This is a genomic window from Paracoccus sp. KKT209 (assembly GCF_055635455.1).
Window position 1 is genome coordinate 2,127,236 of record NZ_CM145758.1, and the last position, 14,288, is coordinate 2,141,523.

Genomic DNA, 14,288 nt, shown 5'->3' on the forward strand with positions numbered 1-14,288 from the left:
CACGAAGGAGATCATCATGACCCACCGCAACGACGATGCCCTGCGCTTCCTGGCCAGCCGGCGGTCGCATCCCCCCAAGCTGCTGGCGCAGCCGGGTCCGGACCGCGATCAGCTGTCCCAGCTGCTGACGCTGGCGGCACGCGTGCCCGATCACGGCAAGCTGGAGCCGTGGCGCTTCATCGTGCTGGGCCGCCAGACGCTGGATGCCTTGGCACCGGTCCTGCACGCGGCGGTTCTGGACAGCGGACTGGACCGGGCGGCGGCCGACAAGGCGGCCTCGGCCCTGGCTTCGCCGGTCATCGTGGCGGTGGTCTCCTCTCCCGTGGACAGCGCAAAGGTGCCGCAATGGGAACAGGTCCTGTCGGCCGGCGCCCTCTGCCTGGGGCTGGTCAATGCGGCGCTGGCCTCGGGTTGGGGCGCGGCCTGGCTGACCGGCCATGCGGCGCTGGACCAGGAATTCGGACGCGCGCATCTGGGCCTGTCCGGCGCGGAACGGGTCGCCGGCCTGATCCATATCGGCACCCGCGGCGACACCCCGCCCGAACGTCCCCGCCCCGACATCGCCGCCAAGACCGAGTGGCGCCCATGATGGTCGTCCGTGCCTTCACGCGGGGCTGGTCCGACCTTCTGCGCCCTTCGATCCTGCGGCTGGTCGCGTTGGGCCTTGCGCTGACCATCCTGCTGTTCGTGCTGCTGCAGGCGGGGATCTTCTGGCTGGTCCGAATCTGGCTGCCGGGCGGGTTTACCTTGCCTTGGCTGGGTTCCGTCGATTTGGGGAACGTCATGTCCTGGGGCTCGCTGGCCCTCTTTCCAGTGATCGGCTTTTTCCTGATGGCCCCTGTCGCGGCGGGCTTTTCAGGCCTTTTTGCCGAAAACGTGGCCGAGGCGGTCGAGGATCTGCACTATCCCCATCGCCGCGGCGCCTCGCCCGACTTCTGGGACGGGCTTCTGGAATCGCTGGCGGTGGCGGCGGCGGTTCTGGGCGTGGCGATCCTGTCGCTGATGCTGACGCCCTTCCTGGGACCCCTCGCGCCCCTGCTGTTCTACGGCGCGAATGGCTGGCTGCTGGGGCGGGAATTTTTCCAGATGGCGGCCCGGCGTCACCTGCCGGATGCGCAGGCGCAGGCTTTGCGCAGGGCCCATGGCGGCCGGGTGACCCTGACCGGTGTCCTGGTGGCGGTCGGCCTGACCGTGCCGATCGTGAACATCGCCCTGCCCCTGCTGGCGGCGGCGACGTTCACGCATCTCTTTCACATGATCAGCGAAGCAGCTGATCCAGCTGGGAAATATCGGCGCGCGTGATGACGCCGCCCAGGATCAGATAGGCGATCACTGCCCAGATCACCGTCGTGATGCCCGTGGTCCACAGCAACTTGCGGCGCCAGGGCACGCCCGACGGGGCGCCCGCATGGGTGCCGGGCAGTACGTCGCCCGCATCCGCCTGGCTGCGCTGCCCGATGGGCACGACGACGAACAGGGTCAGAAACCACAGGGTCGCGAAAAGGACGATGCCGCCGGTCAGGTTCATCAGACTTGCTCCAGTTCGATCAGGCAGCCGTTGAAATCCTTGGGATGCAGGAACAGCACCGGCTTGCCATGGGCGCCGATCCTGGGTTCGCCCGTGCCCAGCACGCGCGCCCCTTCGGCCTTCAGCTTGTCGCGCGCGGCCAGGATATCCTCGACCTCGAAGCACATGTGATGGATGCCGCCCGACGGGTTCTTGTCCAGAAAGCCTTGGATCGGGCTGTTCTCTCCCAGGGGATAAAGCAGCTCGACCTTGGTGTTGGGCAGCTCGATGAAGACGACGGTCACGCCGTGGTCGGGTTCGTCCTGCGGCGCGCCCACCGTGGCGCCCAGAGTGGTGCGGTATTGCGCGGCCGCGGCCTCCAGATCGGGGACCGCGATTGCGACATGGTTCAGGCGACCGATCATCTCATCCTCCGTTTGCCCTGCTATCTAAGCGTTCCGCGCTGCCGTTGGAAGGAAAAGCGGTGTCGTTAACCGCTTCTTAGCAAATCGCGCCTTAACTGTCCGGGAACAGATGGACGGGGATCAAGACATGCTGACCGATTCCGAGACAGGCGCCGACAAGCCCCTGCCACAGTGGCGTTTGTCGCTGCCGCAACGCCCTCTGACTGGTCTGACCGTGCTGGTCATCGAGGATTCGCGCTTTGCCAGCGAGGCGGTTCGCCTCCTGTGCCTCAAGTCGGGTGCGCGCATTCGCCGCGCGGACTGCCTGCGCTCGGCGGCGCGGCATCTGCGGAACTACAGGCCGGCGGTGCTGATCGTGGACCTGGGACTGCCGGATGGCGACGGCACCACGCTGATCGCCGAACTGCACGGGGCAGAGCCGCGCGTGCCGGTGATCCTGGCCATGTCCGGCGATGCGGACCTGGCCGACAAGGCGCTGGCGGCGGGCGCCGACGGCTTTCTGGCCAAGCCGGTCGAAAGCCTGGGCGTCTTCCAGCAGGCGATCCTGTCCGCCCTGCCCTCCGATAGCACGAGTCCGGGGCTGCGGCTTTTGCCCAATGACGTGATCCACCCGGACCATTCGGGGCTGCGCGACGATCTGGCCCATGTGGCCGAGGTCCTGTCCAGCGCCCAGGACACGGCGGCGATCGATTACATTGCCCGTTTCTTGGCCGGTGTCGCGCGCTCGGCCCATGATCCTGCCCTGGAGGCCGCGGCCGCCGCGCTCGCACGCGACCATCTGGCGGGACATGCCCTGGCGACGGACCTGGCGCGGATCAGCGGGATGGTTCAGGACCGGCTGTCCCGCGTGGCCGAGATGTAGCCTCAGGCCAGCAGGCGCGGGTCGCTGCCCATGTCGAGGGCAGGAAAGATCTGTTGTTCCAGCACGCTTTTGGCGATCCCGAACTTGGCATGCATGGCCCAGGCCGCATAGGCCCGGATGTCGCGCAGGGGCATCAGGTCGCGGCCATCGTAAAGGTCGCCCTCGGCCAGGCCCGGCCAATCACCCATCGCCCGCCCCCCGCGCACCGCACCGCCGACGACCAGCATCGCGCCACCCGTTCCGTGATCGGTCCCGGCCGAGCCGTTTTCGCGCACGGTGCGCCCGAACTCGGTCATTGCCATGACGGTCGTGCTGTCCCAGTTCGGCCCCAGCCCGTCGCGCAGCGCCAGGATCGTCTCGGACAGGCGCTCCAGCATCCGGGTGAGGTTGCCGGCCTGCCCCGCATGGGTGTCCCATCCCGCCAGGGAAAAGGTCGCAATGCGGGTGTCGCGGTTCAGCCGGTCGGCGGCGAACTGGGCCAGCGCCAGATGTTCCTTGCGGTCCGGCACCAGCTTGCCTTCCGCCTCCAGCCCCGCTGCGATCGCCATGGCCCGTTCGCCGGCCTCGCGGAACAACGGGTCGTCGTGATAGACATGCGTCAGCAGCCGCGTGGCCTGCGGGCTGATCACCAGGTTGGCCTCGGGCGCCCAACTGCTGGCCGCGGCCGGACCCTGCAGGATGCGCATGTCCTCGGCGCCGATCGAATAGGCGGTCTCCGAACTCTGGCCCGGCATCGCCTGCAGCAGCCGGTTCAGCCAGCCGTCCTGTTGGCGGTCCAGGTCCAGATCGGTTCCGGTCCCGGCCTCCAGCATGGTCTGGCCGTCAAAATGACTGCGCTTGTCCCGATAGGGGGTGGACACGGCTGGCGCAAAGCCCAGCTGCCCCGCCTTCCACAGCGGCCACAGCCCCTGCAGCCCCGGATGCAGCGCAAAGAAACCGTCAAGGTCCCGCGCCTCGTGATCGGGGCCCAGGGACAGCGTCTGGCGAACCTTGCGCAGGTTCTTGTCTCCGTAGGGCTGAAAAGCGTCGATGCCGTCCATGGCCCCGCGCAGGATGATGACGACAAGCCGGTTGTCGCCGGGCGCACTGGCAAAGGCCATCGGCGTCAGCAGCGGATGCGCGGCGGCCGAACAGCCGATCAGCGCCGCGGATGTCAGGAACAGGCGTCGGCTGATCATCGTCATCTCCGGTTGAAGTCGGCCGAGGCCAGCACCAGCGCGATGCCCTGGCTGCGGCTTTCGGCGCGGGGAACGGCCCATCGCAGCGGCTCGGACGCGGCCTCGCCAAGGGCGGTCACCAGAAAGTCACGCGGATCGGGCAGCCGCTGCGCCAGCCGCGACGGCTGCCGCATGGCCCAGTTGATGCGCATCGCCAAGCCCTGCGGCGTGCCCCAAGCCTCGGCCTCTTCCGGCCAGCCGTCGGGGCCGTTCGGCCGCGCCCAAGGCTGGCCCATGACCGCCATGGGGTTCAGCAATGTCTGCCGGATCTGCTTGCGGGACAAGCCCCGGATGTCATCGCCCGTCAGCCCCAGGCTGCGCAGGCTGGCCGCCAGGAATTCGTGGGGCTGGCGCAGCTTCTGGCGGTAATGGGTGTTCAGCTCCGGCGCCTCGGCCAAGGCCAGGTTGATCGCGCCCAAATCGCCGCCCGTGTCGCGAAAGACCGCCGCCAGCCGGTCCATGACAGATTGAGGGGGATCATCGGCAATGAAGTGGATGGCCAGCTTGCGCGCGATGTGCCGGGCCGTCGCTTCATGCGATGCCAGATCCTCGATCACGCTGCGGATATCGTCCAGCGTCGCGCGGTCGCCGGTGCCATAGCTGCGCCCCAGGACGGTGTCCGCGCCGGGTTCGGCCTGGGCGGGCCGGAAAATCTCCGGCCGCTTGGCGTTGTAGGTCAGCCCGGTCAGCAGCCGGGCCAGTGCCTCGACGTCCTGCTGGGTATAGGCGGCACCGACCCCAAGGCTGTGCAGCTCGATCATCTCGCGGGCCAGGTTCTCGTTCAGGCCCATGGCCTTGTCGGCATTGCGCCGGGCCATGGCCGAGTTCGGCCCGACCGAGCGCACCTGGTCCAGATAGACCAGCATCGCCGGATGCGTCTCGGCCGCGAACATCATGTCGGCAAAGCGGCCGGACAGATGCGGCCGGATCGCCTCGTCCACCAGGGCGGCCGTCATCAGGTTGGCATGCGGGGCACCGCCGCGCACGGCGAAATGGCTGGACCAGAACGCCACCAGCCGTTCGCCAAACCCCGAAGGGTCGTCCATGATGCGGGCAAAGCGGTCGACGATGGCGCCCAGGTAGCGGTCGTTCATCCCGCGCCGAAAGCTGCGATAGGCCTTTGCCTCGGTCTTCCCGCCTTGGCGCGACGCCAGCAGCAGGCGGCGCAGCTCCAGCTGCATCTCGCGGACGCGGTCCACGGCCACGATGTCGCCCGCCGGCGCGGAGCCGGCGACCGAGGCCGCCACCCCCACGGGATCGGCAGGACCGACCAGCCGCGGCGACAGGCCAAAGCCCAGGCGGATCGCCGCCAGCTGGTCATAGGGCAATGACATCACGGAAAACCCTCGCGGCGGGGATTGCTGCTGCGCAGCACCCTGCCACGCCACAGGTCCGGCTGTCAGATCACTCTTTTGGCAACGCCCGCAGCCGCAGCTCGCGCATCTGCTCGTTCGTGGGCTCCGACGGCGCACCCATCATCAGGTCCTCGGCGCGCTGGTTCATCGGGAACATGATGACCTCGCGGATGTTCTGCTCGTCCGCCAGCAGCATCACGATGCGGTCGATGCCGGCCGCGCAACCCCCGTGCGGCGGCGCGCCATAGCGGAACGCCTTGACCATGCCGCCGAAGCGCTTTTCGACCTCGGAGGCCGGATATCCGGCCAGTTCAAAGGCCTTGAACATGATCTCGGGCTTGTGGTTGCGGATCGCGCCGCTGATCAACTCGTACCCGTTGCAGGCCAGGTCGTACTGGTATCCCAGCACCTCCAGCGGGTCGCCATTCAGCGCCTCCATCCCGCCCTGCGGCATGGAGAAGGGGTTGTGGCTGAAGTCGATCTTGCCGTCGTCGGTCTTCTCGTACATCGGGAAATCGACGATCCAGGCGAACTTGAACTGGTTCTCGTCAATCAGGCCCAGCTCTCGGCCGATCTCGGTGCGGGCGCGGCCCGCGACCGCCTCGAACTGGTCGGGGCGACCGCCCAGGAAGAAGGCCGCGTCGCCCTCGGCCAGGCCCAGCTGCTGACGGATCGCCTCGGTCTTCTCGACGCCAAGCGCCTTGGCGATCGGGCCCGCGGCCTCGGTCGTGCCATCCTCGGCCTTGCGCCAGATGATATAGCCCATGCCGGGCAGGCCCTGCTGTTGCGCGAACGCGTTCATCCGGTCGGCGAACTTGCGGCTGCCGCCGGTCGGCGCGGGAATGGCGCGGACCTGGGTGCCGTCCTGCTCCAGGAGTTTCGCAAAGATGCCAAAGCCGGAGCCGCGGAAATGCTCGCTGACGACCTGCATCTCGATCGGGTTCCTGAGGTCCGGCTTGTCGGTGCCGTATTTCAGCAGGCTCTCGGCATAGGGGATCAGCGGCCAGTCGGCGTCCACCCGGCGGCCGTTGCCGAATTCCTCGAACAGGCCCTGGATGACCGGCTGGACAATGGCGAAGACGTCCTCCTGGCGGACAAAGGACATCTCCATGTCCAGCTGGTAGAAATCGGTGGGGCTGCGGTCTGCGCGCGGGTCCTCGTCGCGGAAACAGGGCGCGATCTGGAAATACTTGTCAAAGCCCGCAACCATGATCAGCTGCTTGAACTGCTGCGGCGCCTGCGGCAGGGCATAGAACTTGCCCGGATGCAGCCGCGACGGAACCAGGAAGTCGCGCGCTCCTTCGGGGGAAGATGCGGTGATGATCGGCGTCTGAAACTCGGTGAAGTTCTGGTCCCACATGCGGTTGCGGATCGACCGCACCACCTTGGACCGCAGCATGATGTTGTTGTGCAGGCTCTCGCGGCGCAGATCCAGAAAGCGATAGGCCAGGCGCGTCTCCTCGGGGTAATCCTGGTCGCCGAAGACCGGCAACGGCAGCTCGTCCGCGGGGCCCAGCACCTCGATCTCGGTCGCATAGACCTCGATCTCGCCGGTGGGCAGCTTGGGGTTGACCAGCGACGCGTCGCGCATCTTCACCCGGCCGTCGATGCGAATGACGGTCTCGGCCCGCAGCTTGTCCATCGCGGCGAGGGCCGGACTGTCGCTGTCGGCCAGCACCTGCGTCATGCCGTAATGGTCGCGCAGGTCGACGAACAGCACGCCCCCGTGGTCGCGGACCCGGTGCACCCAGCCCGACAGGCGGACGGTGGTCCCGGCATCGGCGGCCGTCAGGTCGCCGCAGGTATGGCTGCGATAGGCGTGCATGTGCATTTTCCCCAAGTTTTCAGCCCCCGCACAAAGCGCGGGCCGGGCGGGAAGTCAACCTCTTAGAAGGGGCTCTCAGAACGGGCGCACCACGTTGCCCGTGTAGAAATAGGCGCCCATGCCGACCGCGAAGAGGATGTTGCCCGCCAGCGCGTGCAGCGCCCATGCGGCAGGAAAGCCGTGGCGCAGATAGGCGCGCGCAAAGATCCAGCCGCCGACAAAGGTCATCAGCGCAACGATCCAGGACCAGTACATCAGATGGGCAAAGGCGAAGATGCCCGCGTTCAGGGCGATGGCGGCCCGGCCCTGGGGCAGGATCGCGCCGTAGCGGTGAAAGAACAGCGGGCGGAAGATCAGCTCCTGCGGCAGCGCAGACAGCAGGGGATAAAAGGCCCAGATCACCAGCAGCATCTGAGGCCGGTGCAGCGGCAGCGCGAACAGCGCCTGGGGCCGTGTCAGGGAAAGGATCAGCCAGCCGGCCGCGGCCGTCGCCACCGCGATCGCCAGCAGTTCCCACCCCGGCATCCGGCGCCATCCCCGGACCAGAACCCGCCACCGGAAACCGCCGGTCACCCACAACAAACCCATGCCCGCCAGGCTGAAGATGGCCAGCGCGGTGAACAGCCGGTCGGGCGGCAGGAACAGCGCGATGGCCAGCGGCGCCCCGAGATAGAGCGCCGCGAACTCGACCCAAAGCCAGCGGTGCGGGGCTACCGCACCAGTCGTCTCTGCAACCATCTTGCCCAATCCGCTGCCGATCCGGCAAAGGCGTTCAGGTCGGTGTCGCCCTGAATGCCCGGAACGATGCCGGTCCCGGTATATTGCCAGAAGGCCCAACGCTGGCCCGGATAGGTCGCACTGGGGTGATCCGCGACCGAGCGCAGCCAGAATTCGGCGTTCATCCGGCCCAGCTGGTTCTCGCGGTAGAAATCGACCGTGGTGTAGATGACCGGGCGCTGGCCATAGTGGCGGCCGACGATCTGCATGAAGATCTCGGCCTCGCGCAGGACCTCGGCGGCCGGCGGCCGGCGGGGGCAGTTGCGCGAATTGGTCCATTCCATGTCCAGCACCGGGGGCAGAGAGCCTGCCTCGCGCGGGACGTTCCGGATGAACCAATAGGCCTGCTCGGCTCCGGTCCGGCAGAAGTAGTAGAAGTGATAGGCACCGCGCGGGATGCGCGCCTGCGCCGCCTCGTACCAGTAGCGGCGGAAGTTCGGGTCCGAATGATCGGCCCCTTCGGTCGCCTTGATGAAGGCAAAGCTGACCCCGGCGCCCCGCACGCGGTTCCAGTCGATGTCGCCCTGCCAGCGCGAGATGTCGATGCCATGCACGGCATGGCCATAGGGCGCGCCATTCCGGAATGGATGGGGCGCGCGATCCCCCAGTTGCGGGTTCGCCCCGGGCCCGGGCGCGACGGAATACCCCCCCGGCGCACCGCCCCGGGGCGGTGTCCGCGCACAGGAGACGGCAAAGACCACCACCGCCAAGCCCATTAGCAACCTTGCCAGAAATTTCATGCCTGCCCCGTCCTTCCTTCGAAGACACCTGCTCCGGGCGCTTTTCGCACCGTTGGCCGGCTTATCTCAAAAGCGTGAGGCAATGTCATCGGCCGAGAGGGGTCACGAGTGCGTCAGGTGAGGAAGGAGGTTGGGCCGAAGGGTTCAGGGGCGAGTGCCGGGATGACAGATGCGCGGACCTGAGGCCGGGACCAATGAAAAAGGCCCGCAGATTATGCGGGCCCCATTCGGATGATCAGTTGGCGGGTGCCGGTTCGTCGATCGGCCCACCGACTGGCGTTTGCGGCGCGCCGGGCGATGACGGGTCGGCGCCTGCAGGCATGCTGTCGGTCCCGGCCGGAGCGGTCGTTCCACCCGCGGGCGTGTCCTCGACCGGGGCGACGGGAGAACTGACTTCCATATCCGTCCCCTCTGCCTCCGAGATCGGCGTGCCGGCCGGCGGCGGCGTGGTCGCGATGCCGTCATTCGTCTCGTCGGCACCCGGGCGGAAGACCAGGAACGCGATCAGGGCGACAGCCAGAGCAACGGCAATGCCGATCAACGCGGGCTTGTGACGGGGTGCGGCGCGCTCGGGCTCGGTGTTGTGGGACATGCGTTTCCTCGACTCTCTGATGTTACGCGAGAACGTCCGCCACGGAGGCTTGGTTCCTGTCCGGCACCAGCTTTCCGGGGTTCAGGATGCCCTGGGGGTCCAGCGCCGCCTTGATCGCGCCCATGACCTGCCAGGCCTCGCCATGCTGAGCCGGCATCAGGCCGCGCTTGCCCAGGCCGATGCCATGTTCGCCGCTGATCGTGCCGCCGACCTCCAGCGCATGTTCGGCCATGCGGTGCGCCACCGCCTTGGCGCGCGCGATCTCTTGCGGGGACTGGGGATCGACCAGCAGCAGCGAATGGAAATTGCCGTCGCCCACATGCCCCACGATCGGGCCGATCAGCCCCGAAGCCGCGATATCCGCCGCCGCCGCCGCCACGGCGGCGGGAAGATGCGACATCGGGACGCAGACATCGGTCGTCATCCCCGACGCTCCCGGCCGCAACGCCAGGGCGGCGTGATAGGCCCCGTGCCGCATCCGCCACAGCCGCGCGCGATCCTCGGCCGTCACGGCCCAGTCGAAGCCCTGGGCGCCGAACTCCTGCGCGATCTCTCCGAACCGGGCGGCGTCCTCGCGCACCGCGCCGGGCGAGCCGTGGAATTCCACCATCAGGTGCGGCGCCTCGGGCAGGCTGGTGCCTGCCTGCAGGTTGAAAGCGCGTGCCGTCAGCGCATCCACGAACTCGATCCGAGCCATGGGAATGCCCGACTGGATGGTCGCGGTGACGCATTCCACCGCCTGCTCCAGCGACCCAAAGGCGCAGATGGCGGCCGCCGTCTCCTCGGGCTGGCCATGCAGGCGCAGGGTCAACTCGGTGATGATGCCCAGCGTTCCTTCCGAACCCACGAACAGCCCCGTCAGGTCATAGCCCGCGCTGGACTTGGCCGCGCGCGTCCCGGTGCGGATGATCCGCCCTTCGGCCAGCACCACCTGCAGCGCCATGACATTGTCCCGCATCGTGCCATAGCGGACGGCCGTCGTGCCGCTGGCCCGGGTGGCGGCCATGCCGCCCAGGCTGGCATTGGCCCCGGGATCAACGGGAAAGAACAGCCCGCTGGCGCGCAGCTCCACGTTCAGACCCTCGCGCGTGACGCCGGGCTGAACGCTGGCCTGCATGTCCTCGGCCCGAATCTCCAGGACGCGGTTCATGTTCTGCAGGTTCAGCGTGATGCCACCTTCGGTCGCCAGCGCATGCCCTTCCAGCGAGGTGCCGGTGCCCCAAGGCACAACCGGCACGCCTGCGGCGCTGCAGGCCCGCAGGATGGTCGCCACCTCGTCGGTGCTTTCGGGAAAGGCCACGGCGTCTGGCGGCAGACCGCGGTGAAAGCTTTCGCTGGCGGCATGGTGGTCCCTGTCGCCGCGTTTCGTCGAAAAGCGCGGCCCAAGCGCCGCCGTCAGTTCCTTGGTCAGCGTGCCCGGCAATGTCATCGGCAATCCTCCGCTAAGTTGCGGCACCTTAGCGATCGATGGAAACTTGGCAAAGGGTGCGGCGTTCTGTCATCAAGGCGTCGTCCGGACGACATAACCTCGACGCCACTTACGCTTTTCTCAGGGCTCACATGGATCTAGCGCGAATTACCCCCGTCGGCCATCGCACCGCCTCCTGCGGTACCCAGGGATTGTTGCCCGAAAGCCGGCCAAGGGCGGATCATGCCTTCGTGACTCTGGTCAGCAATCCCGCCTATCTTCCCGGGGCCGAGGCGCTGCTGAGATCCCTGCGGCTGACCGGGACCCCCGCCGATCTGGTGGTGATGCACCGGGGGCTGGAGGAGGCGCATCTGGCCCGGCTGCGGCAACATGGGGCACGGCTGATCGCGGCCGATCTACTGCCGACCTCGGAAAGCTTCGACCTGACCCATGCGCGCGATGCGCTGCATTCCCGCGCGGCCTTCACGCGGGGCGGCAAGCCGGCCTTCCACACGCCCCTGGACAATTTCATCAAGCTGCGCCTGTGGCAGCTGGACTACGAGCGCTGCGTCTTCATCGACGCCGACGCGGTGGTGCTGCGGCCGGTGGACAAGCTTTTCGACATGCCCGAACTCTGCGCCGCGCCGAATGTCTATGACGGGCTGGACGGGTTTCACCGCATGAATTCGGGCGTCTTCACCGCCCGGCCCGACACCGGCACCTATCGCGAGATGCTGGCATGCCTGGACCGGCCGCGTGTCTTCTGGCGGCGCACGGACCAGACCTTCCTGCAGGACTTCTTTCCTGACTGGCACGGACTGTCGGTCCATCACAACCTGCTGCAATATGTCTGGATCCACATGCCCGAACTGTGGAACTGGGACGAGGTCAGAATCCTGCATTATCAATATGAAAAGCCTTGGCAGGATCACGACAAGGCGCATCTGTTGCGCCCGCTGATCGACCTGTGGCGCGCCATCGCGGCGGGCCACCCCGTGCCTGATCTCAGCGCCCAGGCACGCCCGGCCGCGTGATGCGGGTCGTGCTGACCGGCGCCGGGGGGATCATCGGCGGCGCCACATGGGCCACTTTGATCCGGGCCGGGCACCAGGTCACTCCGCTGGATCGCAGGCATGGTTGGCAACTGGGCCAGCCCGCGCCCTTGCGCGGCCACGATGCACTGATCCACTGCGCCTTTGCCCATGTGCCGGGCCGCTATCGGGGCGGCGAAGGGGATGATCCGGCCGCCTTTCTTGCCGCCAACTTGGAGGGCAGCCGCCGGTTGTTCGATGAGGCCGCCGAGGCAGGACTGGGCCGCATCCTCTTCCTGTCGTCGCGTGCCATCCATGACGGCCATCCGGCCGGGATGCGGCTGCCGGACGACCTGCCCCCCATGCCCACCAGTCTTTATGGAGAGGTCAAGGCGCAGGCCGAGGCGCATCTGGCGGATCTGCGCACGCCGGACCGCGCCACCTGCGCCCTTCGCGCCACCGGGGTCTATGGTCCGGGGCTGGCGAACAAGTGGCGCGGCCTCTTCTCCGACTACCTCTCCGGGCGCCCGGTGGAGCCCCGCGTCGCGACCGAGGTGCATGTAGGCGACCTTGCCCGCGCGCTGCTGCTGCTGCTGGACCACCCTGCCCCGCCCCCCAGCCTGAACTGCAGCGACCTGGTGCTGGACCGGCACGACCTGCTGGCGCGGGTCCAGGACCTGACCGGCTGCCCCTCTCCGCCGCCGCCGCGCGCGGATGCCCGTGCATTGCGGGTCCTGGATTGCTCGGGGCTCCGGGCGGCGGGCTGGACACCGGGCGGCATGGCACTGTTGCAGGGCAGTCTGCGCGAACTGCTGGACCCGGTGGCCGATCTGTGATCGGTTGAAGGCCAGTCACCGACGGCCCATCCTATGCCCCGATCCCTCGCCGCCAAGGTTCTGCGCGGCTTCAGCGACCGCGCCCGCAGCACCTTGCGCATCATGCGCGAACGCGGCCCCAGCCAGGCCCAGTTCTGGCTGCTCGCCCTGCTGATCGGCATCGGGGCGGGCTTTGCGGCGCTTGGCTTCAGGCTGGGCATCTCGGCGCTGCAGCGGGCGGTCTATGGGGCGGATGATGTCACGCTGGCCAGTGCGGCGGGGGACCTGCCATGGGTCTGGGTCCTGGTCGTGCCGGTGATCGGCGGCTTGGCCGTCGGCCTGATCCTAGACCGCTTCACCCCCGACGCCCGCGCGCGCGCGGTGTCCGACGTGATCGAAGGGGCGGCGCTGGACGGGGGGCGGGTCGAGGTGCGCGCCGGGCTTGCCTCGGCCGCGGCCTCGCTGATCACGCTTGGCACCGGAGGCAGTGCGGGGCGCGAGGGGCCGGTGGTGCATCTGGCGGGCGTCGTCTCGACCCTGGTCGCCCGGCGCATCAAGGCCAGCCCCATGACCGGCCGGGAGCTTCTGGGCTGCGCCGTCGCGGGGGCCGTCGCCGCCAGTTTCAATGCGCCCATCGCTGGCGCCCTCTTCGCCCACGAGGTCGTGCTGCGCCACTTTGCCCTGCATGCCTTTGCCCCCATCGCCATTGCCGCGGTCGCGGGCACGGTCATCAACCGGCTACAATTCGGTGGGCTGACCGAGTTCACGCTGCCGCTGGAGATGGACATGGCCTTTTATGTCGAACTGCCGGCCTTCATGGCCTTGGGCCTGATCTGCGCCCTGGTCGCGGCGGCGCTGATGCGGTCGATCTTTCGCGCCGACAGCGCCGCAAATTGGGCGATGTCCCGCCTCGGCTGGCCGCGCTGGTCGCGCCCGGCGCTGGCGGGGCTGTGCCTGGGGCTGATCGCCATTCCCTTTCCGCACATCATCGGCGTCGGCTATGAAACAACGGCTGCCGCGCTTGGGGGCCAGATCGGGCTGGGGCAGGCGATCCTGTTCGCGACCATCAAGGCGATCGCGGTCGCGATCACCCTTGGCGGCCGGATGGGGGGCGGGGTCTTTTCGCCGGCCCTGGTGATGGGGTCGCTGACGGGGCTGGCCTTCGGGATCATCGCGACCGGCATCGCGCCCGAGTATTCAGGCAGCGTGAACGTCTATGCCTTTGCCGGCATGGGCGCCGTCGGCGCCGCGGTCTTGGGCGCCCCGATCTCGACCGCGCTGATCGTGTTCGAGATGACCGGCGACTGGCAGACAGGGATCGCCGTCATGACCTCGGTCTCGCTCAGCTCGGCCCTGGCCTCGCGCCTGGTCAAGCGGTCCTTCTTCCTGACCCAGCTGGAACGGCGCGGCATCCGCCTGAGCGAGGGGCCGCAGGCCTGGCTGCCCCACCAGCTGCGCATCACCCCCGTGATCCGCCCCATGGACCAGGAGGGCGCCCCTGCCCCCGACCTCGTGCGCAACCTCGCGGCCGCAGGTTCAAGCCTGCCCCTGACCAGCACCCTGGCCGAGGCGCTGCTCGAGTTCGACCGGACCGGCGCGGCCTTCCTGCCGGTGATCGAGACATCCGATCCCGAGGCCGAGCCGCAGATCATCGGCACCGTGCGCCATGTCGACGCCCTGCGGGAACTGAACCGCGCCCTGGCGGAAACCGCGGCGGAGGAGCATGGCTGATCG

General features: G+C 68.2%; 15 protein-coding genes. 6 read left to right on the plus strand and 9 right to left on the minus strand.

From position 1 onward, the window contains the following. Positions 1-16: 16 nt before the first annotated feature. Positions 17-589, plus strand: a complete 573-nt coding sequence (locus tag ACZ2G3_RS10620; protein WP_470395872.1) for a nitroreductase family protein — start codon at positions 17-19, stop codon at positions 587-589. Further along, positions 586-1,302 (plus strand): EI24 domain-containing protein, encoded by a 717-nt coding sequence (locus tag ACZ2G3_RS10625; protein WP_470395874.1) that lies wholly within the window; start codon positions 586-588, stop codon positions 1,300-1,302. Before ACZ2G3_RS10620 ends, ACZ2G3_RS10625 begins: the two co-directional genes overlap by 4 nt. Here ACZ2G3_RS10625 and ACZ2G3_RS10630 read toward each other — a convergent pair. Together ACZ2G3_RS10630 and mce are read right to left on the minus strand one after the other, a co-directional pair. Beyond that, a complete protein-coding gene (locus ACZ2G3_RS10630) occupies positions 1,259-1,528 on the minus strand; it encodes a DUF1467 family protein (RefSeq protein WP_470395876.1) in 270 nt (89 codons plus the stop codon). The genes ACZ2G3_RS10625 and ACZ2G3_RS10630 overlap by 44 nt on opposite strands. Further along, complete coding sequence (gene mce, locus ACZ2G3_RS10635; RefSeq protein ID WP_470395878.1) at positions 1,528-1,932, minus strand: methylmalonyl-CoA epimerase; 405 nt, start codon at positions 1,930-1,932, stop codon at positions 1,528-1,530. The genes ACZ2G3_RS10630 and mce overlap by 1 nt, the downstream gene beginning before the upstream one ends. 127 nt (positions 1,933-2,059) lie before the next feature. Between mce and ACZ2G3_RS10640 the strand changes: the two genes are divergently transcribed. Beyond that, positions 2,060-2,794 carry a response regulator gene (locus ACZ2G3_RS10640; protein ID WP_470395879.1) on the plus strand — a complete coding sequence of 245 codons (735 nt, stop codon included), beginning with the start codon at positions 2,060-2,062 and terminating at the stop codon, positions 2,792-2,794. A 2-nt stretch (positions 2,795-2,796) separates the two neighbouring features. On the opposite strand, the gene ACZ2G3_RS10645 is transcribed toward ACZ2G3_RS10640, so the two are convergent. From ACZ2G3_RS10645 to ACZ2G3_RS10675, 7 genes are all read right to left on the minus strand, one after another. After that, complete coding sequence (locus ACZ2G3_RS10645; protein WP_470395880.1) at positions 2,797-3,978, minus strand: DUF1501 domain-containing protein; 1,182 nt, start codon at positions 3,976-3,978, stop codon at positions 2,797-2,799. Then, entirely contained in the window at positions 3,975-5,345 is a 1,371-nt protein-coding gene (locus ACZ2G3_RS10650) for a DUF1800 domain-containing protein (RefSeq protein ID WP_470395882.1), read from the minus strand. The genes ACZ2G3_RS10645 and ACZ2G3_RS10650 overlap by 4 nt, the downstream gene beginning before the upstream one ends. 70 nt (positions 5,346-5,415) lie before the next feature. Beyond that, on the minus strand, positions 5,416-7,191 hold the full coding sequence (gene aspS, locus ACZ2G3_RS10655; RefSeq protein ID WP_470395884.1) for an aspartate--tRNA ligase: 1,776 nt from the start codon (positions 7,189-7,191) through the stop codon (positions 5,416-5,418). A 75-nt stretch (positions 7,192-7,266) separates the two neighbouring features. After that, on the minus strand, positions 7,267-7,929 hold the full coding sequence (locus ACZ2G3_RS10660) for a CPBP family intramembrane glutamic endopeptidase (RefSeq protein WP_470395885.1): 663 nt from the start codon (positions 7,927-7,929) through the stop codon (positions 7,267-7,269). Further along, on the minus strand, positions 7,902-8,699 hold the full coding sequence (locus ACZ2G3_RS10665; protein WP_470399115.1) for a glycoside hydrolase family 25 protein: 798 nt from the start codon (positions 8,697-8,699) through the stop codon (positions 7,902-7,904). The genes ACZ2G3_RS10660 and ACZ2G3_RS10665 overlap by 28 nt, the downstream gene beginning before the upstream one ends. Positions 8,700-8,943: 244 nt before the next feature. Further along, complete coding sequence (locus ACZ2G3_RS10670) at positions 8,944-9,300, minus strand: hypothetical protein (RefSeq protein ID WP_419267906.1); 357 nt, start codon at positions 9,298-9,300, stop codon at positions 8,944-8,946. A gap of 22 nt (positions 9,301-9,322) precedes the next feature. Further along, positions 9,323-10,729 carry an FAD-binding oxidoreductase gene (locus ACZ2G3_RS10675; protein WP_470395887.1) on the minus strand — a complete coding sequence of 469 codons (1,407 nt, stop codon included), beginning with the start codon at positions 10,727-10,729 and terminating at the stop codon, positions 9,323-9,325. Positions 10,730-10,860: 131 nt separating this feature from the next. On the opposite strand from ACZ2G3_RS10675, the gene ACZ2G3_RS10680 reads away from it, so the two are divergent. From ACZ2G3_RS10680 to ACZ2G3_RS10690, 3 genes are read left to right on the plus strand one after another with little or no spacing between them, the layout of a single operon-like run. Then, entirely contained in the window at positions 10,861-11,742 is an 882-nt protein-coding gene (locus tag ACZ2G3_RS10680) for a glycosyltransferase (protein WP_470395889.1), read from the plus strand. Next, entirely contained in the window at positions 11,742-12,575 is an 834-nt protein-coding gene (locus tag ACZ2G3_RS10685) for an NAD-dependent epimerase/dehydratase family protein (protein ID WP_470395891.1), read from the plus strand. Before ACZ2G3_RS10680 ends, ACZ2G3_RS10685 begins: the two co-directional genes overlap by 1 nt. Before the next feature lie 33 nt (positions 12,576-12,608). Continuing rightward, positions 12,609-14,285: a chloride channel protein gene (locus ACZ2G3_RS10690; RefSeq protein ID WP_470395893.1), complete on the plus strand. Its 1,677-nt coding sequence runs from the start codon at positions 12,609-12,611 to the stop codon at positions 14,283-14,285. The last annotated feature ends 3 nt before the right edge of the window (positions 14,286-14,288 follow it).